Raw genomic sequence first — 25,346 nt, 5'->3', positions numbered from 1 at the left:
ATGCGCGCATCGACCCTCCTCGCCTGGGCCGTCCTGCTATGCGGTCCCGCGCAGGCAGACCCCGATGCGACGGCGCTCGGTCAGGCGCAAGGCTATCCCCTCGGCACCGCGACGACCTTCTACCGTGAACCCTACCGGGTGGGATCCTGGTCAGCGCTCGATCGCGTGCCAGGCGTCGTGGTCCGGCGCGTGGCCGCTTCGGCAGCGCCCCTTTCGCTGCCGCCCTTCGCCCATCCGCCGCCCATCCGCTATCGCTTCCGCAACATCGAGTACGGCCTCGCCGACTACCTGGCCCGGCAGCGCACCACGGGCTTGCTGGTCCTGAAGGACGGACAGGTCGTCGCCGAGCACTACGGCTATGGCAGGACGCCGGAAGCGCGCTTCCTCTCGATGTCGATGGCCAAGAGCGTCACCTCGCTGCTGGTGGGCATTGCGCACCAGCAGGGCCTGATCGCCTCCCTCGACGACCCCGCCGTCCGCTACGCGCCGGCCCTCGCGGGCATCGCGTATGGCGACGTGCCGATCCGGCACCTGCTGCGGATGTCGTCCGGGCTGACCTTCACCGAACGCTACGAGCCGGGGGACGACCGGGCTCGGCTGTCCGCGGCGTTCGCCACCGCGCCGGGTGGCACGCTGGAGGTGTTGCGCACCATCACCGACCGGCACAGCCCGCCGGGAACGGTGTTCCGCTACGCCGGCGCCGAGACGGATGTCCTGGGGCGCGTCCTCGCGGGTGCGACGGGACGCACGCTGGCGCAGCTCACCACCGAATGGCTCTGGCAGCCGATGGGTGCCGAGCACGAGGCCTTCTGGCGTCTCGGCCGCGACGGCCAGGAAGGCGCCCAGGGCAGCTTCAATGCTTCGCTGCGCGATTGGGGCCGGCTGGGCCTGCTGCTGGCGCGCGACGGCAAGGCCGGTGACCGCGAGATCGTCCCGCGCGGCTACCTGCTGGAGGCCACCGACATCTCCCGGCAGCCGCCTGCGTTCCGTCCCGGGCGCGCCACACCAGGCTTGGGCTACGGCTACCAGTTCTGGCTGTTGCCGTACCGGGAGCGGACGTTCGCTTTGCAAGGCATCCACGGCCAGGCCGTTTATGTGCAGCCGGCAACCGGCATCGTGATGGTTGTCACCTCGGTCTGGCGGCAAGCCAGTGGCTATCAGGATCCCCTGCCGGGCCAGGAGCGCCACGCGCTCTGGCGCGGCGTGCTGCAGTCGCTCGGCGGCAGCGTCGATGGAAGCTGAACGGACAACCAACATGCCTACGCCCACCCCGCTCGCCTTCACTCCCGCCGTGGGCGACCATGCTTTCACCCCGGCGCAGGCGAGCCTGCTCACCACCGCGCATCGCCTGGGCGAAGAGAAGTTCGCCGCGCGGGCGGCGCAGTGGGACGAGGAGGCGAGCTTCCCGTTCGCGAACTACGAGGACCTGCGGGCCGCCGGCTTCCTGGGCCTGTGCGTGCCGGCTTCGCACGGCGGGCTCGGTGCCGATTACGCGACGTACATGATGGTCGCCGCGGAAATCGGCCGCTTCTGCGGCGCCACCGCGCTCACGTACAACATGCACATCTGCTCGACGATGTGGACCGGCATGCTGGCCGACGGCATCGCGATGACCGACGCGCAGCGCGCCGAGCATGCACGCCGGCGCGAGTTGCATTTCGCCCGCGTCGTGAAAGACGGCGCCATCTATGCCCAGCCGTTCTCCGAAGGCAGCGCCGCCGCCGCGGGGCGCGCGCCCTTCGGGACCACGGCGCGCAAGGTCGAAGGCGGCTGGCGCGTCAACGGCCGCAAGATCTTCGCCTCGCTGTCCGGCGCGGCCGACTACTACGGCATCCTCTGCACCGAAGACAAGGGCGACGAGCACCCCGATGCCCGCGACACGCTCTACCTCGCCGTGCCGGCGAAGAGCGAAGGCTTCGCCATCAGCGGCGACTGGAATCCGCTGGGCATGCGTGGGACGGTCAGCCGCAACCTCACCTTCAAGGACGTCTTCGTCAGCGACAACGAGCAGCTCATGCCGCGCGGCGTGTACTTCAAGGGCGCGCAGACCTGGCCCGCCATGTTCTTCACGCTCGCACCGACCTACCTCGGCATCGCGAACGCGGCCTACGATTTCACCGTGCGCTACCTGCGCGGGGAAGTACCGGGCGAGCCGCCGGTGAAGCGCCGCATGTACCCGACGAAGCAGATCGCCGTGGCCCAGATGCGCATGCAGCTCGAGCAACTGCGCAGCATCTTCCTGCGCGCCATCCTGGAGGCGCGGCCGAATCCTTCCAAGGACGAAAAGATGCGGCTCTATGCCGCCCACTACACCGTGATGGAAGGCGCCAACGACATCGCGCGGCTGGCGATCCGCACCTGCGGCGGCCAGAGCATGATGAAGCACCTGCCGCTGGAGCGCCTCTACCGCGACAGCCGCTGCGGCTCGCTGATGCTGCCCTGGACGGCCGAACTGGTGCTGGACCGCATGGGCCGTGAAACCCTGTACGAAGCCGGGGAGAAAGACGAGTGATGCGCTGCTGGATGCTGCTGGCGGCCGCGGCGGCTTGCGGTGTGGCCGCCGAGCCGCGGCTGCCGACGCCGCTGGGCCCGTGCCAGCACTTCCTGGGCAATCTGCCCAACGTGACCGCCGCCTTGTGCGAAGGAGCGCAGCTGCGCGACAGCGGCACCCGTTCCGTGCGGGGCGTGCCGCTGTTCGCGCGGGACATCGCCGCACCGCAGGCCAAGGTGCGGGTGCTGGTCACGGGGGCCATCCACGGCGACGAGCTCTCGTCGGCTTCGCTGGCGCTGCACTGGATCCAGTTCGCGGCGAAGGAACCCCTGCAGACTCCCCAGCCCGTGCACTGGCGCTTCGTGCCGGTGCTCAATCCCGATGGCGCCCTGGCGCGGCCGCCGCGCCGCACCAACGCCACGGGGGTGGACCTGAACCGCAACTTCCCCACGCCCAACTGGGAGCGCGACGCCACCGTCTACTGGGAACAGCGCACCCGCAAGGACCCCCGCCGCTGGCCCGGCCCCAAGCCGTTGTCGGAGCCGGAGTCGCGCTTCCTGCACGACCAGATCCAGCGCTTCAAGCCGCACCTGATCGTGGCAATCCACGCGCCGTACGGCGTGCTCGATTTCGATGGGCCTTCGGTGCCGCCGTCCAAGCTCGGCCGGCTCTACCTCGACCAGGTGGGCATCTTCCCGGGCTCCCTGGGCAACTACGGCGGCGTCCACAAGGGCGTGCCGGTCGTCACCATCGAGCTGCCGAACGCCACCCGCACGCCGCTGGACGCCGAAATGCGCCAGATGTGGCTGGACCTGCACCGCTGGATGGCCGCGCGGCTGGGCAGCGACGCGCAGGGCGCCCGCTAGAAGCCTGGCCGCCGGGGTGCAGGCAGCGGCGAAATCGGCGAGACTTCGCCACCATGAACACGCCAACCACGGACATCGCGCAACGTTTCGGCAGCGGCCAGTCGGTCCGCCGCATCGAGGACGAGGGCCTGCTGAAGGGCCAGGGCCAGTACACGGATGACCTGGCCCCGGCCGGCGAACTGAAGGCGGTGTTCCTGCGCTCGCCGTACCCGCACGCGCGCATCGTCGCGATCGACACGGCGGCGGCCGGGGCGATGCCCGGCGTGGTGAAGATCGTCACGGGCGCTCAGCTCGTCGAGGCTGGGGTCAAGGCGCTGCCGGGCAATCCCGCGTTCACCCGCGCCGGCCGGGCGCCGGGTGTCACCGCGCCGCGCCGCGCGCTGGCGCACGAACGCGCGCGGTTCGCGGGAGAAGCCGTGGCGCTGGTGGTGGCCGCGACGCTGCAGCAGGCGCGCGATGCCGCCGAAGCGATCTTCGTCGACTACGAAGAATTGCCGCATGTGGTCGACCTGGAACAGGCCGTCGGGCCCGCGGCCGCTGCCATTTGCGACACGGCCCCGGACAACATCGCCGCCGAGATGCGTCACGGCGATGCCGCCAGGGCCGAAGCCGCCTTCGCGCAGGCGGCGCACGTGGTGCGGCTGCGCGTGCGCAACCAGCGGGTGAGCCCGCTCTCGATCGAGCCGCGGGCCGTGCTGGCCTGGGTGTCGGAAGAGGGCCGGTTGACCTTGCGCATGAGCACGCAGATGCCGTCGGGCGTCCGCGATTCGCTGAGCGGCGCGCTGGGCTTGCCGAAAGAGCAGCTGCGCGTCACGGTGGGTGACGTCGGCGGCGGCTTCGGCATGAAGACGGGCATCTATCCCGAGGACATCGCGCTCGCCTGGTGCGCCTGGACGCTCAAGCGGCCGGTCAAATGGTCGGGGGAGCGCAGCGAGGAGTTCCTCTCCACCACGCATGGCCGCGACCAGCTGGCGCGCGCCGAGCTGGCGCTGGACGCCGGGGGCCGCATCCTCGCCCTGCGGCTGGATACGCTCGCCAACACCGGCGCCTACGCGACCGGCACCGGCCTGGCCATCCCGCTGATGATCGGGCCCTGGGTGCAGACCAGCGTGTACCACGTGCCGGTGATCGACTTCCATCTGAAAGGCGTGATGACGAACACCGCGCCCATCGGTGCCTACCGCGGCGCCGGCCGGCCCGAGGCGATCTTCATCATGGAGCGGCTGATGGACGAGGCGGCGCGCCAGACCGGCATCGACCGCATCGAACTGCGCCGCCGCAACTTCATCCGGCCTGAACAGATGCCCTACACCAACCCCATGGGGCAGACCTACGACGTCGGCGAGTTCGAGAAGATCATGGACGAGGGCCTCGCGCTCGCGGACTGGTCAGGCTTCGAAGCGCGTGCCGCGCAGAGCAAGGCGGCCGGCAAGCTGCGCGGCCTGGGCATCGCCACCTTTCTCGAATGGACCGGCGGCATGGCGCTGTCGGAGCGCGTCACGGTGGAAGTGCGGGCAGACGGCATCATCGAGGTCTTCTCCGCGGTGAACCAGATGGGGCAGGGGATCGCAACAACCCTGGCGCAACTCGTGGTGGACGTGTTCGGCGTGCCCATCGACAAGGTGAAAGTGGTGCTGGGCGACACCGACCGCGGCGATGGCTTCGGCAGCGCCGGCTCGCGTTCCATCTTCGCCGGCGGCTCGGCCTTGCAACTCGGCGCCGAGAAGGTGCTGGAAACCGCGCGCGGGCTGGCCGGGCAGGCGCTGGAAGCGTCCGCGGCCGACCTGGACTACGTGGCGGGGCGCTTCAAGGTGCGCGGTACCGACCTCGGCATCGACCTGTTCGAGGTGGCCGCGCGGCAGCCGGAGCGCCGCATCTTCCTGGAGCACACCAACACCGTCGCGGGCCCCAGCTGGCCGAACGGCTGCCATGTGAGCGAAGTCGAGATCGACCCCGCGACCGGCGAGACGCAGGTCGTGCGGTATGCCAGCGCCAACGACGTCGGCCGTGTGGTCAACCCGATGATCGTGCGCGGTCAACTGGACGGCGGCGCGGTGCAAGGGATCGGGCAGGCGCTGTGCGAGCAGATGGTCTACGACGCCGAAAGCGGCCAGCCGGTGACCGGCAGCCTGATGGATTACACGGCGCCCCGGGCCGACATCATCACCGGCGACTTCGTCACCGAGATGAACCAGACGGTGCCGTGCAGGAACAACCCGCTGGGCGTCAAGGGGGTTGGCGAGCTCGGCACGATCGGCGCCACGCCCAGCGTGGTGAACGCGGTGGCCGACGCGCTGGCGCGCGCGGGCCGCAAGGACCTGGCGCCGGGCCTGGAGATGCCGCTCACGCCGTCACGCGTGTGGGAGATGCTGCAGCAGCCGGCAGCCTGAAGGCTGCGCCGCGACCGCGGCGGATTTGCAACGGAAACACTTCCGTCTTCTTGGCGGCACGGCCCGACGTGGGTAGCATGCCACCGTTGTAAAAAGAAGTACGGTTGTATGAAGCAGTCCCTGTCGCGCGCGCTGCGCCTTGTCGTTGGTCTTGGCGCGGTCGCGCTGGCGTCGTGTGGAGGTTCCGGCGCGCCGGGCCCGGCCGCCGGCGCCGTCCTCAAAGCCACCCCCTCCAGTTCGCCCGCGCTCACCGGCACTTATTGGAACGCCGCGGAAGGTGGCACCGGCTTCTTCTTCGAGCACCAGGGCAACATCGGCGTCGTCACGTTCTTCATGTACGACGACAGCGGCAAGCCGGTCTGGTATTCCGCACCCGGGACATTCACGCAAAGCGGCGATGGAAGCGCCAGCTTCAGCGGCACGCTGCAGCGCATGCAGGGCGGCCAGGCGGTTGCCGCACCGACGTACCGCGCGCCGGTGGCAACGGCGGTCGGTGAAGCGACACTGGCCTTTGCGAGCAACGGCACGGTCCGGGCGCAACTGCCCGGCGGCCGGCGCATCGATGCGACGCGCATCCGCCTGGGCGGCGTCACCCCCGTGGACCGGCCCGAGACGGGCATCTACTGGAATCCGGCGGAGAGCGGCCGCGGCTACACGATCGACACCCAGGGCACGACCTCGGTGCTGACGATGTTCCACTACAACCCCGACGGCTCACCGACGTGGAACATCGTCACCGGCAACATCGCGTCCGGCGTGTTCACCGCCAATTTCGACGCGTTCTCCGGCGGCCAGACGTTGACCGGCCCCTACAAGCCGGCGGCAGGGCCGGTGGCACAGGGGCGTTTCACGATGCGCTTCGGTGATCCTTGCGGTGGCTTTGTCCAGTACGAAGGGGCTCCCGCCGTCGCGGTGCGCCGCTTCGCGTTCGGGGCCCTGCCCACCGGCGGCGAATGCCGGGCTCGAGAAGCGACGCTCAACGGCCGCAGCTCCTATGCCAACCAGAACCGGCCGGAGAACCTCGACATCGGCCACCTCATGCATCCAGTGATGGGCCCGGCCCACTTCTACGACGCGCGCGCGTTCGTGGACCTCGACGGCGACGGCATCAGCGAGCTGGTGATCGCGCCGGGCCTGGGCACGACGGAGCCAACGCCGATGCGTGTCTATCGCTTGCGCAGTGATGGGACGTATCTGCTGGACACTGCAGCCTTTTTCGACGGCGCGGTCCCCGGCACGATTCACCCCCGCAAGATGCTCGTGGCCGACTTCAATGGCGACGGTCGCCCGGACGTCTACGTGGCAGACCACGGCTATGACCACGATCCGTTCCCGGGCGCGGGCAACCTGCTCCTGCTCAACACCGGCAGCAAGCTCGCGGTGAAGGCCATCGCCAACAGCCCCGTCCAATACCACCACTGCGCCGCCGCCGGTGACGTCGACAACAACGGCACGATCGACCTCTTCGCCTGCGGGGCGGCGTTCCAGTCGCGGCCGGGTGCGCCCAAGTCGTCGTACCTGCTCCTCAATGACGGCCACGGGAACATGACGGTCACGCGCGCCGGCATCCCCGCCAGCAACACCGACACGGGAAACTCGGGGGCGGCGGAGCTGATCGACGTGGATGGCGACGGCAACATCGACCTGCTGCTGGGCGACCGTGTCTTCAACCGCACGCTGAACCGCGAAGAGCTCCGTGCCTCCATCTACTGGGGCAACGGGAAGGCCCAATTCTCGGACAGCTCGGTGACACGGCTCGCGCTGAATCCCGACTTCCCGCTGGTCTACGACTTCAAGGCGGAAGACATCGACGGCGATGGCAAGCGCGAGGTGATCCTGATGGCGCCGCGGACCAACTTGCAGAACTACTGGATCCAGGTTCACAAGGAAACGGCACCGCGGCAGTACGCCGACCAGTCGCTCGCCCGGATCATCAAGAATGCCTCGAGCTGGGAAGGGAACAACGGTGCCTGGTTTCCGTGGCTGCGCCTCGCGGATGTCAACGGCGACGACCGGCCGGACATCGGCATCGGCGAGAGCAGCGGGATCTGGTCGCGCCGGGACATGCGCTGGCTGAACGACGGCAACGGCAATTTCCTGCGGCAGTGACAAGCAAAAAGGGCGCCGCGGCGCCCTTTTTTTCGCCCGCCGCCGCTCAGGTGCGCAGGGAAATTTCCACTTCAGTCCCGCCGAAGTCCCGCCGCGGTTCAAAGCCGTGGAAGTTGAACGCCATGCGCGGCCGGCGGCCATCGATCAGCTCGGCCATCGCCTTGCCCGAGCCCGCGCCGTGGGTCCAGCCCAGCGTGCCGTGGCCGGCGTTCACCCACAGCCCGCCGACCCTGGTCCGGCCAATGAACGGGATGTTGGTCGGCGTCGCGGGCCGCAGGCCCGTCCAGAACCGCGGGTTGCCGCCTTCCGCTTCGGTGCGGGTATCGCAGACGCCCGGCAGCACCGTTTCGATCCGCTCGGCCAGCATCCGGCAGCGCGCTTGCGCCAACGGGGTGTCCAGCGTCGCGTCGTAGCCTGACAGTTCGATCGTGCCGGCCACGCGCAGCTCGTTGCCAAGCCGGCTCATGGCGATCTTCAGCTCGTCGTCGATGGTGCTGACGGAGGGCGCGAGTTCCGGGCGATTGATCGCGAAGGTCGCGCTGTAGCCCTTGCCGGGGTAGATCGGCAGGTCGATGCCGACCTGGCGCAGCAGCGGCGCCGAGTAGGAACCGCAGGCCACGACCACATCATCCGCCGTCAGGCGTTGCATCTGGCCCGTGGCGCGGTCGCGGATGCGCACGGCGGCGACGCGGCCACCAGCTTGTTCCAGCCGTTCGATGTCATGGCCATAGAGGAACTGCACGCCGCGCTCGGCGCAACGGGCGGCCAGCGACTGGGTGAAGACACGGGCGTCGCCGCTTTCGTCGCTGGCGGTGTAGGTGCCGCCGACGATGCGGTCGAAGCGGGCGAAGGCCGGCTCGATCTTCAGCAGCTCTTCCTTGCTCACGACCTTGCGGTTGACGCCGAACTTCTGCATCAGCTGCGCCGCTTCCGCCGCGCCGTCGAAGGAGGCCTGGTCGGTGTAGTAGTGGGCGATGCCGCGCTCCAGGCGCTGGTAGTCGATGCCGGTGGCGCGCACCACGTCCTTCAGGGCGGCGTGGCTGTAGGCGCCCAGGGCCACCAGCTGTTGCACGTTGCGCTCGAAGGCGGCGTCGTTGCACTGGCTCAGGAATTGCAGGCCCCAACGCCATTGCTGCCAGTCGAGCTGTGGGCGGAAGACCAGCGGCGCGTCATTGCGGAACATCCACTTCACGAGCTTGGCCGGTGCGTGCCTGTTGGCCCAGGGCTCACAGTAGCTCACCGAAATCTGGGCGGCATTGGCGAAGCTGGTTTCGCGCGCCGCTTCCGGCTGGCGGTCGACCACGATCACGTCGTGGCCGCGCTCCAACAGGTGCCACGCGGTGCTGATGCCGATGATGCCGGCGCCGAGTACGAGAGTCTTCATGCCCGGAAGTTTGGCGCCGCTTGCCCTCTTTGAAAAGAAAAATTAAACTCTCAGTGAAAACATCAGGCTTGCTTATATGAATACCTTCGACCCCGCCGCGCTGGAATGCCTGGCCGCCATCGTGGAGGAAGGCGGGTTCGAGCGGGCGGCCCAGCGCTTGTCGATCACGCAATCGGCCGTGTCCCAGCGGCTGCGCGCCCTGGAGGCCCAGGTGGGCACCGTCCTGATCGTGCGCAGCCGGCCGCTGAAGCCGACCTCGGCCGGCTACCTCCTGCTCAAGCATACGAAACAGATGCGCCTGCTGCGCGCCGACCTGGAGCGCGACCTGCGCGAACTGGCGCCCAGCTCAGCCGGTGGCGCGCGCGAAGAGGAGCGGGTTTCGATCGCCGTGAATGCCGACAGCATCGCCACCTGGGCGTTGCCGGCGTTGAATGACCTGGCGCGGCAGGGCTTGCCGATGGAGATCATCACGGACGACCAGGACTTCACCCACGAATGGATGCGCGAAGGCCAGGTGCTGGGCTGCGTCACCACCGTCAAGCAGGCGTTGCGCGGCTGCAAGGTGGTGCCGTTGGGCGCGATGGACTACGTGGCCGTCGCGCAGGTGGATTACGCGAAGGCGAATTGCCCGAAGGGGCTGACGCAGCACAACTTCCGGGACCTCCCCTTCGTCGCCTTCAACCGCAAGGACGACATGCAATCCGAATTCGTCGGCAAGGCCTTCGGCCTGAAGCGCGTGTCGCTGAACCAGCTGTTCGTGCCGAGCTCGGAAGGGCAGGTGCGCGCCGTGCTGGCGGGATGGGGCGTGAGCGTGGTGCCCGAGTTGCTGGCGCGCGGCCTGATCGAGCAGGGGCAGCTGGTGAACATCGCGCCACAGGCGGCGTTGCCGATCCAGCTCTACTGGCACTGCTGGAACCTGGCGTCGGAAGTGCTGGACCAGTTGAGCGCCGCGCTCACGCAAGCGGCGCAGGAGGCCTTGTCGGCCGCCTGAGGGGTCAGCGAGGGGTGGTGGCGCCGTGCGGCAGCTCGATCTCGAGGGGGCCCACGCTGGTGAAACCGTCCGGGCCCGCCAGTGCGAACACGAGGGCGAGCAACGCAGCGGCAATCCAGGCCAGCGTTTGCGTCCACAGCGGTTTCATGGCGATCCCTTTTCCAGGTTGTTGTAGCCCTGGAGTGTGGGGTCGCCGCGCGTGGTGCGGAGCGTCGGGGTTGTAAAGTCCCCGTCCCGTTTGTGCGAAGCCGTAACGCGCGCAGGCCGCGCGCGAACTTCCTACCGTATGAGCAGCACCGGCACTCCGCATTGCGCGAGCACCTGCGTCGTCACCGACCCCATCACGAGGCGCGCGAGCGACCCATGCCCCTGGCTGCCCATGAGGAGCAGTTCGTATTTGCCTTCGTCGGCAAAGGCGGCGATCGTGTCACCGGCGGAACCGACCTTCCACTGGCTGTCGGCCTTCAAGCCGTGCGAGGTGAGCGTCGCGAGCGCGGGCTCCAGCACCTTCGCCGCCTCGTCGGCGTGGTAGTCCTTGACCACGGTCGCGCCCAGGGCGTTCCGCGCATGCGGCGGCAACGGCGTCTGCGCGTGAAAGAGCGTGTAGCTGTGGCTGTCGTCGAAGAGGGTGCGGTTCGCGCACACGTAGTCGAGCATCTTTCGGGTGTACGGGCTGCCGTCCACCGTGAGAAGGATCTTCATGCTTCCTCCTGGGTTGCGATGCGCCAGCCTAGCATGCCCTGGGTGCGGGCGGCAGCTCCAGCAGCCAGTTCTCGCGGAAGGCAGCCTGTTCGCCCTTGGCGGCATAGCCCAACGGATTGGCGAGCACGCGGCAGCCGCGCTCGACGTAGTCGTGCGGGCAGTGCAGGTGGCCATGCAGCCAATAGTCCGCATGGGCGAGCAGATGGTCCAGCGAATTGCAGAAGCCGGCCGTGCCTGGCGTGAGCCCGTAGCGCGGGTCGGCGCTGCGCAGGCTGGGCGCGAAATGCGTGATGACGACGGTGGTGCCTTCGAACGGCTGTGCCAGCGCGTCGGTCAGCCACGCCTGGCATTCCAGCGCGAGTTCGCGCCAGCCTTCGGCCAGCCACAGCGCGCCATGGCGCATCGTCGCGGCCTTCTCGAGATAGAAATTGGCGGCCCGGTATGACTTGTGGCGCTTGCGCAGCAGCGTGGCCAGCGTCGGCTCCGGCTCGCCCGGCTGCAGGGCCAGGGCATCGAAATCGGCCCACAGGGTGGTTCCGATGAAGCGGACGCCCTGCAAAACCAGGGTTTCCCGTTCCAGCCACTGGATATCGAGCGCGTCGCACAGGGCCCGCAGGCGGGCATGCGTCTCGTCGAAATCGAGGTGGTCGTATTCGTGGTTCCCCGGGACGTACAGCACCGGCACCGGCCACCCGTGGCGCGGCGAGAAGCGTCCGAGGCCGAAGTCGTCCTCGCGCAGGCGCGACCCACGCTGGTAGGAACCGATGTCGCCGGCAAGCACCAGCAGGTCGGCGCCGGGCGCGGGCCGGGCGTGAAAGCCGGGCTGGGTTTCGAGGTGCAGGTCGGACAGCAACTGGATCTTCACCCGGCCATTTTCCCCTGCTTCCCGCGGCGCGGGCGGCGCGATCAGGCGCTGGCGGCTTCCATCGCGCCCAGCTGCATCACGTCGGACAGCAGGCCATAGGCGGCGGTCCAGGCTTCGCGCACTTCGTCCGTGAACTGCGGGCCGAGGCCTTGCTCCAGCGTCCAGAGCAGCGCGGCGCCGACGGTGGCGTAGTGCTCGGTGCGTACGCCGTAGCCGGCGTGGCGGGCGCCGAGATCCCGCACCACCGGCGCGAGCCGCTCGAGGTTGCCCAGGCCCAGCACGGCCGCGCCGATCATGGACATCAGCATCTGCCCCTGGCGCGCGATATCGCCCTTGAACATGGGGCGCAGCGCCGGGTCGAGGCTGAACAGGCGGTTGTAGAACAGTTCGGCGGCCGTAGCCGCGATGGGGCGCACCTGCGCGAAGCTGGCCTGCACGAGCTTGATCTGGCGGGGGGTCATGGAATCTCCGGGTGAACGGTGGCTGGACCCATTCCAGAGATCAAGTCCCGTGCCAGGCGGTCAGTCCAATGAAATCAAGGGCTTGCGCGCGGCTGCCCGGGACGGACCGTCGGCGATTGCCGACACCTGGGGCTGCGCGCCCGGCCGTTCGCCAATGAATTGGGCTGTCGGCGTTCCCCGACAGGCGCGCCCGTGCGGATTTCACAGGCCAGGCTTGAAGGCCGCGGGCTCCAGCTGGTGCCGCCCGAGCAACGCATAGAAGTCGGTGCGATTGCGCTGCGCGAGCCGCGCGGCGTGGCTCACATTGCCGGCGGTGAGCTTGAGCAGTTGGACCAGGTAGTCGCGCTCGAACTGCCGCCGCGCCTCGTCGAACGGCAGCAGGTCGCTCGCCTGGTTGGCCAGCGCACGCTGGACCAGGGCCTGGGCGACCTGCGGGCCGGCGGACAGCACCACGCACTTTTCCACCACGTTCTGCAACTGCCGCACATTGCCCGGCCAGGCCGCCGCCACCAGGCTTTCGAGCGCGCCCGGGCCGAACCCGGCCAGCGGCTTGGCGTAGCGCTGCGCCAGCGTCGCCAGGAAGTGCTGCGCCAGCAACGCGATGTCCTCGCGCCGCTCGGCCAGCGCTGGCAGCTCCAGTGCCACCACGTTCAGGCGATAGAACAGGTCTTCGCGAAAGCGACCCGCCGCGACCTCGTCGTCCAGCCGCCGGTGCGAGGCCGAGATGACGCGCACGTTGGTACGCACCATGCGGTCACCGCCCACCGCGCGCACTTCGCCTTCCTGCAGCACCCGCAGCAGCTTGACCTGCGCCGCCAGCGGCAGGTCGCCGATCTCGTCCAGGAACACCGTGCCGCCGCGCGCTTCGACGAACAGGCCGGGCCGGTCGCGCACGGCCCCGGTGAACGCGCCCTTGACGTGCCCGAACAGCTCGGACTCCACCAGGTTTTCGGGGATCGCGCCGCAGTTGACCGCCACCAGCGGCGCGCCGGCGCGCGCGCTCGCCGCGTGGATGGCGCGGGCCAGCAGCTCCTTGCCGCTGCCGCTGGGGCCGTGCACCAGCACCGCGGCATCGGTTTGCGCCACCATCCGCGCTTCGGCCAGGACCTGCTCCATGCGCGGGCTGCGCGTGAGGATCGCCTCGCGCCACGACTCGCCGGGTTCAGCGCCGGGCATGTCCGCGCCCAGCGTCCGGGCCGCCGCCAGCGCCCGGTCCACTTCGGCCATCAGGTCATGGGCCTCGAAGGGCTTGGGCAGGTAGCCGAACACGCCGCGCCGCAAGGCCAGCACGGCATCGGGGATGGTGCCGTGCGCGGTGAGCATCAGCACCGGCAACAGGGGCAGCCTCCGGTGCACGGCGTCGAACAGCTGCAGGCCGTCCATGCCGGCCATGCGCAGGTCGGTGATCAGGAGTTGCGGCAAGCCCTGGTCGAGGCAGGCCAGGGCCTCCTTGCCGCTGGCGGCCTCAAGCGGCTCATGTCCTTCCTGGCGCAGCCGCAGCGACAGCAGCCGCAGCAGGGCCGGGTCGTCGTCGACGATGAGGATGCGCGCCATCAGGGCCTGTTCACGCCTAGCCGTAGACGACGGGCGCGTGCAGCCGGACGCGGAAGATCGTGCCGCGCCCCGGTTCGCTGTCGACCTCGATGCTGCCCTGGTGCAGGTCCACGCACTCTTTCACGATGTGCAGGCCGATGCCGGTGCCCTGGATGTTGCCGACGTTGGTGCCGCGATGGAACGACTGGAACAGGCGCGGCAGGTCCACCGGCGGGATGCCGATGCCGCGGTCCTGCACGACCAGGTGCAGCCGGTCGCCATCGGCGGAGGCCGCGCAGGTCACGGGGCTTTCCGCAGCCGAATATTTCAGTGCATTGCCCAGCAGGTTCATCAGGATGTGGCGCAGCAGCTGCGCATCGACCAGCCGGCGGTCCTCGAGCCCCTCGCACTGCATGGCGATGCGCGCGGCCTGGGGGTTCGCCTGGTCCAGTTCCGCCGCCATCTGCGCCAGCAGCGAGGGCACGGCGGCCGACACCGGATCGAAGACGAAGCGGCCCGACTCCAGCTTGCTCGTCACCAGCACCTGCTCGATCATCCCGTTCATGCGCGTGACGGCGGTCTTGATCAGGCCGACGATCTCCTTGCGCTCGTCGTCGGGCAGGCGGTTGCCATAGTCGTCCAGCAGTTCCACCGAGGACAGGATGGCCGCCAGCGGCGTGCGGAATTCGTGGGACGCGACCGCGACGAAGCGCGACTTCATCTCCGACAGTTCGCGTTCCCGACGCAGCGAATGCTGCATGTCTTCTTCCGCCTGGCGACGCTGGGTGACGTCCGTCAGGAAATTGAGCGTCGCCGGCGTGCCCATCCACTCGAACAGCACGGCGGAAATTTCCAGCCAGCGGGAGCTGCCGTCGTTGTGCAGCACCCGGAACTGGTAGTAGTTCTCGACCGGCTCGCCTTTGATGCGCCGCATGTGGTTGGTCAGCACGCGCTCGCGGTCGTCGGGGTGGATGAACTCGATGAAGGGCTTGGACATCGCCGTGGCTTCGTCCAGGCCCGTCAGGGCCAGCGCCTTCGGATTGGCGTAGAGGATCCGCCCGCCGGCCGTCACGAGGATCCCCTCGTTCACGTTCTCCACCACCTTGCGGTACTTGGCCTCCGAATCGCTCAGCGCCTTCGCGGCTGCCTTGCGCCGCGAGATGTCGCGCACGAACGAGCTGAATGTGAGGCCCTCGGCGGTGCGTACCGGCCAGATGGAGATCTCGACGTCGAACTCTTCGCCATTGCGGCGCAGGGCCCGGGTCTCCACGCGCCGGTTCATGATCTGGGGTTTGCCCCCATTCAGGTACCTGGTGATGCCGCCCAGGTGGTTGGCGCGGTGCCCGCGGGGGATGATCAGCTCGGTCAGCAGCTGCCCAAGTGCTTCGGCCCGGCTGTAGCCGAACATCCGTTCGGCGGCCGTGTTCCAGTCCATCACGTGGCTGTCGGTGTCGATGGTGATGACCGCGTCGTTGGCGGTGGCCAGCAAGGCCTGGAGCCGCGCGTTGGCATCGTTCAGGTTGCGCTCGGCATCGGTGCGCCGCGAGATCTCTGCACGCAGGGCGGCGGTGGTGTCGAACTGCCAGGTGACGTCCTTGGCGATGTGGACGACCGTCTGGCCGCCGGCGGCATTGGGCACGCAGAGCGCCTGTTCGCGCAGGCGCACCAGCCGCGGCCCGCGTTCACGCGTCCCGGGTTGCTGCACCTTGTATTCGATGACGTAGCCCGGCCCGGGCAGTGCGGCGCGCGCGGCGCGAACCCGCGCGATGTCGTCGTGGGCCACGAGCTCGACCAGCGCGAGGGGGCCCCTTTCCAGGTCGGCGGCCGTCCGGCCCCAGTAGCGCTCGAATGCGGCATTGACGAACGTCACCCGGCCGGAGGCGGCGTCCCATAGCCAGAGCATCTCGTCCACGGCCGCGGCGATGGCGGCCAGGGCGTCATTCGCCGGAAGCGCAGGCGCGGGGGGCGAGCTCATGCAGGGAGCATAGCGGCAGACCGCCGGAACGCGCCACATGTCGCGGGCCGGCGCTGCTCATGCCGGATCGGCATGGGAACGGCCAGGCTTTAAGGTTGCAACCCTAGGGATAACCCTTAGTCTTCGGTCATTGCCACTCACGCACTGCTGCAAGTGCCCCTCGCCATGTTGGATTTTTTCGCCCAGATCGCCCGCTTCCTTTCACCGGCCGCCCCCGATGGCGCCGACTTCCCGAACACCCTGCTGGAAGAGGCCGGTGCCCGGGCCGGCCGCGACCCCCAGCAGGCCCAGGAACTGCGTGACGCGGCGCACGCCGCCATGCGCGTCGTTCGCTAGTGTCCTGTCCCGCAAATATCTAGGCACTCGCTGCCCCGACTCCGGGGCAGCCCGAAGGGTTCGGCGCCCTGCGGGGCGCTCGACGGGCGTGCAAAGGGGGTCAAGACGCCCAGTCTTGACCCCCTCTGCCCACCCGCCGAATCATCCCCGCAGGGTCCGAACGAGTGCCTAGATATTTGCGGGACAGGACACTAGAGCTTGACCCCCGCGCCTTTGACAGTGGGCGCGAGCTGTCCGACCTGTTCCTTGACGAATCCGGCAAAGGCCGGCTGACCCACAGGCGAGGTCGAAATGCCGAGGTCGGCCATGCGTTTCTTCACGTCGGCCAACGCGAGCACTTCGTTGACCGCCGTGTTCAGGCGGGCGACGACATCCGCCGGCATCCTGGGTGGCCCCGACAGGCCGAAGAAGTTGTCCAGTACCAGCTTGCGATGCCCGGACTCCACCACGCTGGGCACGTCCGGCACCAGCGGTGAACGGTTGGCGGACGTCACGGCAAGCGGCGTGATCTGCCCGCTCTTGAAGTAGGGCACGAACGCGGTCACGACGTCGATGCCCATGGGCACGATGCCGGCGATCAGGTCCGTCGTCATCGGCGCGCCGCCGCGGTACGGCACGTGGACCATGTTCAGTGCCAGCGTGTTCTTCATCAGCTCGCCGTAAATGTGCCCGATGGAGGCTGGGCCGCCTGAGCCGAAGTCGAGGCGTCCCGCTTTCTTCGCCACGGTCTCCAGGTCGGCCATCGTTTTCATCCCGGCCTTCGGGTTGGCCATCACCACGCACGGCGCCGTGCCGATCAGCGCGATGTGGGTGAAACCTTCGATCGGATCGTAAGGCTGCTTCTCGAGGGCGAACGGGCCGATGGAAATCGGCGTCGAATTCGAGAGCATCAGGGTGTAGCCGTCCGCCGGCGCCTGGTGCACGGCCAGGCCGCCCACGCTGCCGCCCGCGCCGGGGCGGTTGTCCACCACCACGCCTTGCCCCAGCTTGGTGGCAAGCTGCTCCGCCATGACGCGCGCCACGATGTCGCTGGCGCCGCCGGCCGGGAACGTCACCACGATCTTGATCGGCCTGTCGGGCCAGGCAGCCCAGGCGGGCAGGGCGACGGTGGCAGCGCCGGCGCCCAGGGTGCGCAGGAAGCGGCGGCGGGAAGGGGTGGGTTTGGAGATCATGAAATTGCCATGCAACCCCCGTGCCATCAGGCGTTGGGGTCGCCAAAGGCCTTCCGGGCCACCGCCGCCACCGCCAGGCGCAGCCAGGCATGGTCGCTGCGCTGGCTCTGCCGCCGGTGCCACAACGCGTCCACGTGGACGGGCGGCACCTTGAACGGCAGTTCCCGCAGGACGAGCTCATGAGCCATTCCCGTGACGCTGACGAAGTGCCGTGGCAGCACCGTCAGGAGATCCGAGCTGGCCACCACGCGGCCGGCGGTGAAGAACTGGTTGACCGTCAGGACCACGCGCCGCTCGCGTCCGAGCGACGCCAGCGCCTCGTCGATGAAACCGAACGGCCGGCCCGAGAAACTCACCAGCAGGTGGTGCGCCTTGCAGTAGCGGTTCAGCGTCATCGGCCCGCTGGCCAGCGCATGGCCCTTGCGCATGACGCAGACATATTCCCCGTCGTACAGGCGCTGGTGGTCGAAGGCGGCCAGGCCGCCGGACTGAGCCTGTGATGTCAGGTCGGCCAGCACCGCGGGAAAGTACCCCACGGCCAGGTCGATGTGGCCTTCGTCCAGCAGGCGCCGGGGGTCGCGCGTGGTCAGCGGCAGCACCCGCATCGAGACGCCGGGGGCGTCGCGCTCGATGATCTCCACCAGTCCGGGCATCAATTCCGCGGCCGTGGCGTCCGCCATGGAAATGGTGAAGGTATTGCTGGCCGAGGCGGCGACGAAATCGCCGGGGGTGATCGAGGCCTCCAGCTGGCGCAAGGCGTCGCTGATGGCCGGCCATAGGGCCTGGGCGCGCGGCGTCGGCTCCACGCCGTAGCCGCTGCGGCTCACCAGCTTGTCGCCGAGCGACTCACGCAGGCGGTTCAGGGCGTTGCTGACGGCGGGCTGGGTCATGGCCAGGTTGCGGGCGGCGCGGGTCAGGTTGCGCTCCGTCATCACCTGGTCGAACACCCGCAGCAGGTTCAGGTCGAGCGTCCGGAAGTTGGGGGCATGCATACGATCTGTGAATGATAGACATCACTAAACTAAATTGGCAACATATCAGTAATTACCCTAGTATTGCCCTACGCCTTCACAAGAGGCGCAACCTACCAAGGGGAAGAGTTCATGGCACGTTTCATCCAGCCCCAATTTCCGACCGAACACGCGGGCATCGCCCGCTTCGAGCGCGGCTTGCAGAGCGTGGCCGCCGGTGTGCGCAATTTCGACGGCGCCCGCGGCGCCGCCACCCTGATGCTGGCCGCATTGGTGTCCGCCGTGCTGGTGGTCGCCAACCAGGTCATCGACACCTGGACCGAAGGCCACCTGCTCGCGGCCTGGGTGTTCACTTGGCTGGTCGGCTTCGCCGCCCTCGCCCTGCTGGCCGGCCCGGCCCGCCGTTTCGCCGGCGCGCTGCGCAGCGGCCTCAAGGCCTGGAGCGTCTCGCGGCGCCTGGCGCGTGAAGACGCGCGGCTGTGGGAAGTGGCGCTGACGGACGCCCGCGTGATGGCCGACCTGGGCCGCGCGATGAGCCGGGACGCGGCCCGCGACGCCCGGTATTACTAACCCCCCCGAAGCGCCTGCGGCGCCTCCCCCCAAGGGGGGCCCGCGAAAAAAAGCCACCCAAAGGGTGGCTTTTCTCATGGGCCGGAGACCGTCACGCGGCCAGCCGCTTTTCGATCATGGCCTTCGTCTCCGTCAGCTCCTGCGGCAGGTGGTAGGCGAGCTGCTGGAACAGTTCGGCATGCAGCTCCAGTTCCTTCTGCCACGCGGCCTTGTCGATGCTGGTGACCTTGTCGAACTGCTCCGCGCTGAAATCCAGGCCCGTCCAGTTCAGCTCCTCATAGGAGGGGCTCACGCCGAAGACGTGCTCGGTGCCGGCGGCGCGGCCTTCGATCCGGTCGATCATCCACTTCAGCACGCGCATGTTCTCGCCGTAGCCCGGCCAGACGAACTTGCCGTCCTCGCCCTTGCGGAACCAGTTGGTCGTGAAGATCGCCGGCAGCTTCGCGCCGCTCGCCTGCAGCTTCTTGCCCAGCCCCAGCCAGTGCTGGAAGTAGTCGCTCATGTTGTAGCCCGTGAAGGGCAGCATGGCGAACGGGTCGCGCCGCACCACGCCCTGCTGGCCAAAGGCCGCGGCCGTGGTTTCGGAGCCCATGGTGGCGGCCATGTACACGCCTTCCACCCAGTTGCGGGCCTGCGTCACCAGCGGCACGGTCGTGGAACGCCGGCCGCCGAAGATGAAGGCATCGATCGCGACGCCACGCGGGTCGTCCCAGGCGGGGTCGAGCGCCGGGTTGTTGATGGCGGCCACGGTGAAGCGGGCGTTCGGGTGTGCGGCCTTGGCGCCGGTCTCCTCGGCCAGCTTCGGCGTCCAGTCCTTGCCTTGCCAGTCGATCGCGTGCGCGGGCGGCGGGCCCATGTTCTCCCACCACACATCGCCATCATCGGTCAGCGCGACGTTCGTGAAGATCACGTTCTTGTCGAGGCTGGCCATGCAGTTCGGGTTGGTCTTGGTGTTGGTGCCCGGCGCCACGCCGAAGTACCCGGCCTCCGGGTTGATGGCATACAGGCGCCCGTCGGCGGCCGGCTTGATCCAGGCGATGTCGTCGCCGATCGTCGTCACGCGCCAGCCCTCGAAGCCCTTGGGCGGGATCAGCATGGCGAAGTTGGTCTTGCCGCAAGCCGACGGGAAGGCCGCGGCCACGTGGTACTTCTTGCCCTCGGGACTGGTCACGCCCAGGATCAGCATGTGCTCGGCCAGCCAGCCCTCGTCACGGCCCATGGTGGAGGCGATGCGCAGCGCGAAGCACTTCTTGCCCAGGAGCGCGTTGCCGCCGTAGCCCGAGCCGTACGACCAGATCTCGCGCGACTCCGGGTAGTGGACGATGTACTTGGTCTTGTTGCAGGGCCAGGACACGTCGGCCTGGCCCGGCTCCAGCGGGGCGCCGACCGTGTGCACGCAAGGCACGAACTCGCCCTCGACCCCCAGCACGTCGTACACGGCCTTGCCCATGCGCGTCATGATCTTCATGTTGACGGCGACATAGGCGCTGTCGGACAGCTCGATGCCGATGTGGGCGATGGGCGAGCCGAGCGGGCCCATGGAGAACGGCACCACGTACATCGTGCGGCCGCGCATGCAGCCGTCGAACAGCGGCTGCAGGGTGGCGCGCATCTCGGCGGGCGGCATCCAGTTGTTGGTCGGGCCCGCGTCTTCCTTCTTCTCGGAGCAGATGTAGGTGCGGTCTTCGACCCGGGCCACGTCGCTCGGGTCCGACCACGCCAGGAACGAGCCGGGGCGCTTCACCGGATCCAGCTTGCGGAAGGTGCCGGCATCCACCAGCTGCTGGCACAGGCGGTCGTATTCCTCCTGGCTGCCGTCGCACCAGTGCACGTGCTCGGGCTTGCACAGGGCGACCATGTCGGCCACCCAGGCGATCAGCCGGGCGTTCTTGACGTACGCGGGGGCCTGCACGTTGAGGCCCTGCATCACGGGTGAGTTCATCCAAAGCTCCTAAGTTGAAAACCTGTTTTCAAGAAGGAGCGTTGCGGCAGATGCTGCTGGCGGCGCGCCCTTTTGAAAGCAGGCTTGGCGCAGTCGGCTGGCGGGGTTGCGGGATGGGCAACAGTGGAACGCGATCGGGTGGAACGCTTCCGCTAGGGCGGCTGGTTGCGGCCATTTTAAGAACGGAGGCCCTCCGCCCGTCACGGTTCAGCCGCAATTCCATGCAAAACATGCATGGGGTTATGCGCACCAAATCTCGGCGCACCAAAACACAACGCCCGCCGGGCTTGCGCACGGCGGGCGTCATGAATTCTTGAGCGGCGCCATTGCGCCGCAGGCTCAGGCCATGTAGATCGCGATGAAGGCCAGCAGGAACATCAGCACGCCACCCGCCACGGGCAGCACGATCGGGATCGCGGGCACGATGTCCTCGACGCCGTCGTGGAATTCCTGGGGTTCATCGCCATGGCTGTGGCGCGGCTCGGGGGTGGACATGGTTTCCTCGTGGGGCAATCTGCGGGAGATGCCGCGATTCTAACGGCAGCCGACCGGGCGCTCAGAGCAGGGCATAGGTCGTCGTGGCCCGGCAGGCGCTCTTGCCGTCGTCGGCGCCGCGGATGTCGATTTCGCCGAATGCCAGCGACTTGCCAGCTCGCACGATGCGCGCCTGGACCAGCGCATCCTGCTTCGACAGCGGCTTCAGGAAGCTGGTATTCATCTGGACCGTGGTGCAAGGCCGGAACTCGCCGAACTGGTTGATGAGCGCCAGCACCATGGCCGTATCGGCCGCCGCCATCATGGCCTGGCCGCAGAGCATGCCGCCAATCCGGGAGAGCGAGTCGCTCTGCGGCAGCCGCAAGGTGACGCTGCCCTCGTCAAAGCTTGCCACCCGCAATCCCAGGGCCTGGACCCAGGGCGCGAAATACTCGGCCAGGGCCGACTGCAACACTTCCGCGTTCATCTTCTATTGCTCCTCTGCCTGAAAGCCGCCGGCATGCAGCGCGTGCAGCACCGCCTGGATGTGGTCGCGGCCGCGGGTCTGGATCACCAGCTCGATCTCGACGTTCTGGGCCGCCAGCATGGTAAACGCCCGCTGGTGGTGGACTTCGTCGATGTTGGCGCCCGCTTCGCTGACGATGGCCGTGATGCGCGCCAGCGAGCCCGGCACGTCGCGCGCGCTCACGTGGATGCGCGCCAGACGGCCCGCCCGCACCATGCCGCGCTGGATGATGGCGGCCAGCAGCATCGGGTCGATGTTGCCGCCGCCCAGGATCAGCCCGACCTTGCGGCCCGCGAAGCGCCCTGGCTCCTTCAGGACGGCAGCCAGCGCCGCCGCGCCGGCGCCTTCGACCAAGGTCTTTTCGATCTCCAGCAGCATCACGATGGCCTGCTCGATGTCGCCCTCGTCCACCAGCAGGATGTCGTCCACGTGGCGTTCGACAAGCGCCTGGGTGAACACGCCCGGCTTGCCCACCGCGATGCCTTCCGCGATGGTGGAGCCGCCCTGCGGCAGCTCCGTGTGCTTGATCGCATTGAACATGTTGGGGAAGCGCAGCGTCTGCACGCCCACGACCTCGATGCCCGGCTTCAGCGCCTTCACCGCCGCCGCCACCCCGCCGATCAGGCCGCCCCCGCCCACCGCGACCACGATGGTGTCGAGCCCCGGCACGGCATCCAGCATCTCGATGCCCACCGTTCCCTGGCCGGCCACGATGGCTTCGTCGTCATAGGGGTGCACGAAAACCAGCCCCTGCTCGTCCGCCAGCTGCCGGGCATGCGACCGCGACTCTTCCAGCGTGTCGCCGTGCAGGACGATTTCGGCGCCGAAACTGCGGGTGCGCTCCACCTTCACCCCCGGGGTGAAGCGCGGCATGACGATCACGGCCCGCAGCCCCAGGCGCTGCGCGTGATAGGCCACGCCCTGGGCGTGGTTGCCCGCGCTCATGGCGACCACGCCGCGCCGGCGCTCGTCCTCACCCAACTGCGCCAGCTTGTTGCAGGCCCCCCGTTCCTTGAAGGAAGCCGTGAACTGCAGGTTCTCGAACTTCAGGAACACCTGGCAGCCGGTCAGCTGCGAGAGCGTGCGGGACTCCACGCAGGGGGTTTCCAGCACCTGGCCCTGCAAGCGGGCGGCAGCGGCCCGGATTTCAGCGAGTCCGATCATCCGGGAATTGTCCACGCCTTCCGGGGGGTCCTGCGCGCGGTCCACACGGATGAGTGTCTTCCATGTAGCATCAACTCGCGTTATCGTAAGAGCGCATCCCACGGAGGTCGATTGGCCAAGCGTCTGGTGGACTTGCAAGTACTTCCCTCTCCGGGCCTGAAAGACGCCCCGGTGCTGGACTTGATGTGCTCGCATTTCGTGCTCACGCTGGCAGCGAAGCAGGGCGCCAAGTTCAATGTGCGGCGCGACCTGAACGGGCTGCTTTCCCTGGCGGGCCGCCACCTGGCCTGGCCGGCACCGGCGCTCGACCGGCTGCGCGAATTCCTGGGCCGCCGCTGCAAGGACAACGAGTTCTGGCGCGGCCACGAACAGCTGGCCACGCGCGAATTCCTGGACCGGCACGGCGTCTGGCGTGGCCCCTACGAAGAAGGCACGCTCTTCTTCTACCTGGACGAATACGCCAAGGACCAGCCCAAGGACCTGCTGTCCGTCCTGTCCGTCACCGGCGAGTGGCTGACGCACGCGCTCAAGAAGCATTCGACGCTGGTCGAAAAGAACATCGACGCCCTGGCCAGCCTGCTGCAGTTGAACAAGGCCGAGCGCGCCCTGTTGCTTTACGGCACGCTGGCGCGCTACCAGCGCGACCTGCGCAGCCTGCTGGTCGAGTTCAAGGTGAACAACGCGCCCGAGGCCTATGCCGCCATCGCGGAGGTCGCGGGCGTCAACGCCGCGGAAGTGGGCGAGGCCCTGCGCGCGGGCTCCCGGCTGGAACGCATCGGTCTGGTCGAGAACCTCATCTCCGAGCACAACATCACCGACCTGGCCGACCTGATGAAGGTCAGCGAGAAGCTGCCGCCGGTGCTGATGCGCGAATACCGCGACCACAACGAGCTGATGGCGGTGTTCACGCGGCCTTCGGCCAAGAGTTCGCTGGCGCTGGATGATTTCTCCTTCGTGTCCGAAGACGCCCAGGTGTTGCGCGCCATGCTTCGCAACGCGGTGGACCGCAAGGAGCCTGGCGTCAACGTGCTGCTCTACGGGCCGCCGGGCACGGGCAAGACCGAACTCGCCAAGGTGGTCGCGCACGCGGCCGGCCTGGAGCTGTTCGAGGTGGAATACGCCGACCGCGACGGTAACTCCCTGAGCGGGCGCGACCGCTACCGCTCGCTGCAGATCGCCCAGGTGTTCCTGAAGGGCAGTGCCCAGGCCGCGCTCCTGTTCGACGAGGTCGAGGACGTCTTCCCGCCGATCTCCAACGAGGCCGCGCAGATCATGGCGCGGGCCGAGCAGGTGGTGGCGCCGCCGTCCGGCAGCGTCAGCGGCAAGGCCTGGGTGAACCAGATCCTGGAATCGAACCCGGTGCCGACCATCTGGGTCACCAACCGCATCGAGCAGATCGACCCGGCCTTCCGCCGCCGCTTCGCCTATCACCTGGAACTGAAGTCGCCGCCGCCCGGCGCGCGCGAAGGCCTGGTGCGCAAGACGCTCGAAGGCGTGCCGGTGTCCGAAGGATTCGTCGCCAAGCTGACGGAACGCAAGGGTCTCACCCCGGCGCAGATCCGAACGGCAGTGCGTTTCGCCGGCTTGGCCCAGGCGGAAGGGGCCTCGACCGAGGCACTGATCGAACGCCAGTTGCGCAACGCCGACCAGGCGCTTGGGACGCGCAGCCAATCGGCGGGCGAACGGCGCAGCGTCACCACTTACGACCTCGAGATGCTGAACGTGGAGTCCCGCTTCGAGGTGCCCCGCATCGTCGAGGCGCTGAAGGCGCGCGGCCATGGCTCGCTGTGCTTCTTCGGCGCGCCCGGCACTGGCAAGACGGCGCTGGCCGAGCACATCGCCCGCAGCCTCGACCGGCCGTTGCTGGTGAAGCAGGCCAGTGACCTGATGAGCAAGTTCGTCGGCGAGACCGAGCAGAACATGGCTGCCATGTTCCGCGAGGCCGAGAACGAGAAGGCCGTGCTGCTGCTCGACGAGGCCGACAGCTTCCTGCAGGACCGCCGCGGGGCGCAGCGCACCTACGAGGTGACCGAGGTCAACGAGATGCTGCAGGGCATGGAGCGGTTTGCCGGCATCTTCATCTGCACCACCAACCTGATGGACCGCATCGACCAGGCGGCGCTCAGGCGCTTCACCTTCAAGATCAAGTTCAAGCCGCTGACCATGGCGCAGCGCGAGCGGATGTTCGTCACCGAGGCGCTGGCCGGCGACGCCGCGTTGCTCACACCCGAGGCGCAGGCCCGCCTGATGAAACTCGACCAGCTGTGTCCCGGCGACTTCGCGGCCGTCAAGCGCCAAGTGGACATCCTGGCCACGGCGTTCAGCGTTGAGGAATTCCTCGAGCAACTCGAGGCCGAGCACCGGATCAAGCCGGAAGTGCGCGAGGCGCGCAGCATCGGCTTCATGCAGTAGCCGCGACAGCGG

General features: G+C 68.4%; 22 protein-coding genes. 9 read left to right on the top strand and 13 right to left on the bottom strand.

Annotated features, from left to right (window positions below; genetic code table 11):
- The 5 genes from FN976_RS12000 to FN976_RS11980 all read left to right on the top strand — a co-directional run bounded on the left by FN976_RS12000 (position 1) and on the right by FN976_RS11980 (position 7,856).
- Positions 1-1,242: a serine hydrolase domain-containing protein gene (locus tag FN976_RS12000; RefSeq protein WP_145893270.1), complete on the top strand. Its 1,242-nt coding sequence runs from the start codon at positions 1-3 to the stop codon at positions 1,240-1,242.
- A 13-nt stretch (positions 1,243-1,255) separates the two neighbouring features.
- Complete coding sequence (locus FN976_RS11995; RefSeq protein WP_145893269.1) at positions 1,256-2,512, top strand: acyl-CoA dehydrogenase family protein; 1,257 nt, start codon at positions 1,256-1,258, stop codon at positions 2,510-2,512.
- Positions 2,512-3,357 carry a M14 family zinc carboxypeptidase gene (locus tag FN976_RS11990; RefSeq protein ID WP_255440378.1) on the top strand — a complete coding sequence of 282 codons (846 nt, stop codon included), beginning with the start codon at positions 2,512-2,514 and terminating at the stop codon, positions 3,355-3,357. Before FN976_RS11995 ends, FN976_RS11990 begins: the two co-directional genes overlap by 1 nt.
- A 53-nt stretch (positions 3,358-3,410) precedes the next feature.
- Positions 3,411-5,747, top strand: a complete 2,337-nt coding sequence (locus tag FN976_RS11985) for a xanthine dehydrogenase family protein molybdopterin-binding subunit (RefSeq protein WP_145893268.1) — start codon at positions 3,411-3,413, stop codon at positions 5,745-5,747.
- A 108-nt stretch (positions 5,748-5,855) separates the two neighbouring features.
- Positions 5,856-7,856: an FG-GAP repeat domain-containing protein gene (locus FN976_RS11980; protein WP_145893267.1), complete on the top strand. Its 2,001-nt coding sequence runs from the start codon at positions 5,856-5,858 to the stop codon at positions 7,854-7,856.
- Positions 7,857-7,902: 46 nt separating this feature from the next.
- Here the strand turns inward: FN976_RS11980 and FN976_RS11975 are convergent, their stop codons facing one another.
- Positions 7,903-9,240: a D-amino acid dehydrogenase gene (locus FN976_RS11975; protein WP_145893266.1), complete on the bottom strand. Its 1,338-nt coding sequence runs from the start codon at positions 9,238-9,240 to the stop codon at positions 7,903-7,905.
- Positions 9,241-9,316: 76 nt separating this feature from the next.
- Between FN976_RS11975 and FN976_RS11970 the strand changes: the two genes are divergently transcribed.
- Positions 9,317-10,231, top strand: a complete 915-nt coding sequence (locus FN976_RS11970) for a LysR family transcriptional regulator ArgP (RefSeq protein ID WP_145893265.1) — start codon at positions 9,317-9,319, stop codon at positions 10,229-10,231.
- A gap of 4 nt (positions 10,232-10,235) precedes the next feature.
- Here FN976_RS11970 and FN976_RS28860 read toward each other — a convergent pair whose 3' ends face one another.
- From FN976_RS28860 to FN976_RS11945, 6 genes are all read right to left on the bottom strand, one after another.
- On the bottom strand, positions 10,236-10,379 hold the full coding sequence (locus FN976_RS28860) for a hypothetical protein (RefSeq protein WP_186510855.1): 144 nt from the start codon (positions 10,377-10,379) through the stop codon (positions 10,236-10,238).
- A 131-nt stretch (positions 10,380-10,510) separates the two neighbouring features.
- Positions 10,511-10,933: a universal stress protein gene (locus tag FN976_RS11965; protein WP_145893264.1), complete on the bottom strand. Its 423-nt coding sequence runs from the start codon at positions 10,931-10,933 to the stop codon at positions 10,511-10,513.
- Positions 10,934-10,961: 28 nt separating this feature from the next.
- Positions 10,962-11,798, bottom strand: a complete 837-nt coding sequence (locus FN976_RS11960) for a metallophosphoesterase (RefSeq protein ID WP_145893263.1) — start codon at positions 11,796-11,798, stop codon at positions 10,962-10,964.
- A gap of 41 nt (positions 11,799-11,839) precedes the next feature.
- Complete coding sequence (locus tag FN976_RS11955) at positions 11,840-12,259, bottom strand: globin family protein (protein WP_145893262.1); 420 nt, start codon at positions 12,257-12,259, stop codon at positions 11,840-11,842.
- 201 nt (positions 12,260-12,460) lie between these two features.
- A complete protein-coding gene (locus tag FN976_RS11950; RefSeq protein ID WP_145893261.1) occupies positions 12,461-13,813 on the bottom strand; it encodes a sigma 54-interacting transcriptional regulator in 1,353 nt (450 codons plus the stop codon).
- 16 nt (positions 13,814-13,829) lie between these two features.
- A complete protein-coding gene (locus tag FN976_RS11945; protein ID WP_186510854.1) occupies positions 13,830-15,767 on the bottom strand; it encodes a PAS domain S-box protein in 1,938 nt (645 codons plus the stop codon).
- A gap of 165 nt (positions 15,768-15,932) precedes the next feature.
- Between FN976_RS11945 and FN976_RS28855 the strand changes: the two genes are divergently transcribed.
- A complete protein-coding gene (locus FN976_RS28855) occupies positions 15,933-16,103 on the top strand; it encodes a hypothetical protein (RefSeq protein ID WP_186510853.1) in 171 nt (56 codons plus the stop codon).
- Between the two features lie 191 nt (positions 16,104-16,294).
- Here the strand turns inward: FN976_RS28855 and FN976_RS11940 are convergent, their stop codons facing one another.
- Together FN976_RS11940 and FN976_RS11935 are read right to left on the bottom strand one after the other, a co-directional pair.
- Entirely contained in the window at positions 16,295-17,275 is a 981-nt protein-coding gene (locus FN976_RS11940) for a Bug family tripartite tricarboxylate transporter substrate binding protein (protein ID WP_145893259.1), read from the bottom strand.
- Between the two features lie 26 nt (positions 17,276-17,301).
- Positions 17,302-18,267: a LysR family transcriptional regulator gene (locus FN976_RS11935; RefSeq protein ID WP_145893258.1), complete on the bottom strand. Its 966-nt coding sequence runs from the start codon at positions 18,265-18,267 to the stop codon at positions 17,302-17,304.
- A 111-nt stretch (positions 18,268-18,378) separates the two neighbouring features.
- Between FN976_RS11935 and FN976_RS11930 the strand changes: the two genes are divergently transcribed.
- Positions 18,379-18,816, top strand: a complete 438-nt coding sequence (locus FN976_RS11930) for a hypothetical protein (protein WP_145893257.1) — start codon at positions 18,379-18,381, stop codon at positions 18,814-18,816.
- Positions 18,817-18,907: 91 nt separating this feature from the next.
- Here FN976_RS11930 and FN976_RS11925 read toward each other — a convergent pair whose 3' ends face one another.
- The 4 genes from FN976_RS11925 to FN976_RS11915 form a co-directional block, all read right to left on the bottom strand.
- Positions 18,908-20,758: a phosphoenolpyruvate carboxykinase (GTP) gene (locus tag FN976_RS11925; protein ID WP_145893256.1), complete on the bottom strand. Its 1,851-nt coding sequence runs from the start codon at positions 20,756-20,758 to the stop codon at positions 18,908-18,910.
- Between the two features lie 339 nt (positions 20,759-21,097).
- Positions 21,098-21,253, bottom strand: coding sequence for a hypothetical protein (locus FN976_RS28850; protein WP_186510852.1), 156 nt, complete (start codon positions 21,251-21,253; stop codon positions 21,098-21,100).
- Positions 21,254-21,314: 61 nt separating this feature from the next.
- On the bottom strand, positions 21,315-21,719 hold the full coding sequence (locus tag FN976_RS11920; RefSeq protein ID WP_145893255.1) for a PaaI family thioesterase: 405 nt from the start codon (positions 21,717-21,719) through the stop codon (positions 21,315-21,317).
- A 3-nt stretch (positions 21,720-21,722) separates the two neighbouring features.
- On the bottom strand, positions 21,723-22,922 hold the full coding sequence (locus FN976_RS11915; protein ID WP_145893254.1) for a threonine ammonia-lyase: 1,200 nt from the start codon (positions 22,920-22,922) through the stop codon (positions 21,723-21,725).
- Positions 22,923-23,033: 111 nt separating this feature from the next.
- On the opposite strand from FN976_RS11915, the gene FN976_RS11910 reads away from it, so the two are divergent.
- Positions 23,034-25,334, top strand: coding sequence for an ATP-binding protein (locus FN976_RS11910; protein ID WP_255440339.1), 2,301 nt, complete (start codon positions 23,034-23,036; stop codon positions 25,332-25,334).
- Positions 25,335-25,346: the final 12 nt, after the last annotated feature.

The sequence above is a fragment of the Caenimonas sedimenti genome (genome assembly GCF_007833165.1).
GTDB classification, from domain to species: Bacteria; Pseudomonadota; Gammaproteobacteria; order Burkholderiales; family Burkholderiaceae_C; genus Ramlibacter; species Ramlibacter sedimenti.
Note: the sequence above shows the minus strand (reverse complement) of the source record. Positions and strands in the feature narration are given on the sequence as shown.

Bases quoted from the DNA above. Each gene is read 5' to 3' on its own strand.
- FN976_RS28855 (WP_186510853.1), top strand. From the start codon at position 15,933: ATGTTGGATTTTTTCGCCCAGATCGCCCGCTTCCTTTCACCGGCCGCC.
- FN976_RS11915 (WP_145893254.1), bottom strand. From the start codon at position 22,922: ATGATCGGACTCGCTGAAATCCGGGCCGCTGCCGCCCGCTTGCAGGGC.
- FN976_RS11980 (WP_145893267.1), top strand. From the start codon at position 5,856: ATGAAGCAGTCCCTGTCGCGCGCGCTGCGCCTTGTCGTTGGTCTTGGC.
- FN976_RS11995 (WP_145893269.1), top strand. From the start codon at position 1,256: ATGCCTACGCCCACCCCGCTCGCCTTCACTCCCGCCGTGGGCGACCAT.
- FN976_RS11925 (WP_145893256.1), bottom strand. From the start codon at position 20,758: ATGAACTCACCCGTGATGCAGGGCCTCAACGTGCAGGCCCCCGCGTAC.
- FN976_RS11920 (WP_145893255.1), bottom strand. From the start codon at position 21,719: ATGAACGCGGAAGTGTTGCAGTCGGCCCTGGCCGAGTATTTCGCGCCC.
- FN976_RS11970 (WP_145893265.1), top strand. From the start codon at position 9,317: ATGAATACCTTCGACCCCGCCGCGCTGGAATGCCTGGCCGCCATCGTG.
- FN976_RS12000 (WP_145893270.1), top strand. From the start codon at position 1: ATGCGCGCATCGACCCTCCTCGCCTGGGCCGTCCTGCTATGCGGTCCC.
- FN976_RS11930 (WP_145893257.1), top strand. From the start codon at position 18,379: ATGGCACGTTTCATCCAGCCCCAATTTCCGACCGAACACGCGGGCATC.
- FN976_RS11945 (WP_186510854.1), bottom strand. From the start codon at position 15,767: ATGAGCTCGCCCCCCGCGCCTGCGCTTCCGGCGAATGACGCCCTGGCC.
- FN976_RS11955 (WP_145893262.1), bottom strand. From the start codon at position 12,259: ATGACCCCCCGCCAGATCAAGCTCGTGCAGGCCAGCTTCGCGCAGGTG.
- FN976_RS11950 (WP_145893261.1), bottom strand. From the start codon at position 13,813: ATGGCGCGCATCCTCATCGTCGACGACGACCCGGCCCTGCTGCGGCTG.
- FN976_RS11975 (WP_145893266.1), bottom strand. From the start codon at position 9,240: ATGAAGACTCTCGTACTCGGCGCCGGCATCATCGGCATCAGCACCGCG.
- FN976_RS28850 (WP_186510852.1), bottom strand. From the start codon at position 21,253: ATGTCCACCCCCGAGCCGCGCCACAGCCATGGCGATGAACCCCAGGAA.
- FN976_RS11935 (WP_145893258.1), bottom strand. From the start codon at position 18,267: ATGCATGCCCCCAACTTCCGGACGCTCGACCTGAACCTGCTGCGGGTG.
- FN976_RS28860 (WP_186510855.1), bottom strand. From the start codon at position 10,379: ATGAAACCGCTGTGGACGCAAACGCTGGCCTGGATTGCCGCTGCGTTG.
- FN976_RS11990 (WP_255440378.1), top strand. From the start codon at position 2,512: ATGCGCTGCTGGATGCTGCTGGCGGCCGCGGCGGCTTGCGGTGTGGCC.
- FN976_RS11965 (WP_145893264.1), bottom strand. From the start codon at position 10,933: ATGAAGATCCTTCTCACGGTGGACGGCAGCCCGTACACCCGAAAGATG.
- FN976_RS11940 (WP_145893259.1), bottom strand. From the start codon at position 17,275: ATGATCTCCAAACCCACCCCTTCCCGCCGCCGCTTCCTGCGCACCCTG.
- FN976_RS11985 (WP_145893268.1), top strand. From the start codon at position 3,411: ATGAACACGCCAACCACGGACATCGCGCAACGTTTCGGCAGCGGCCAG.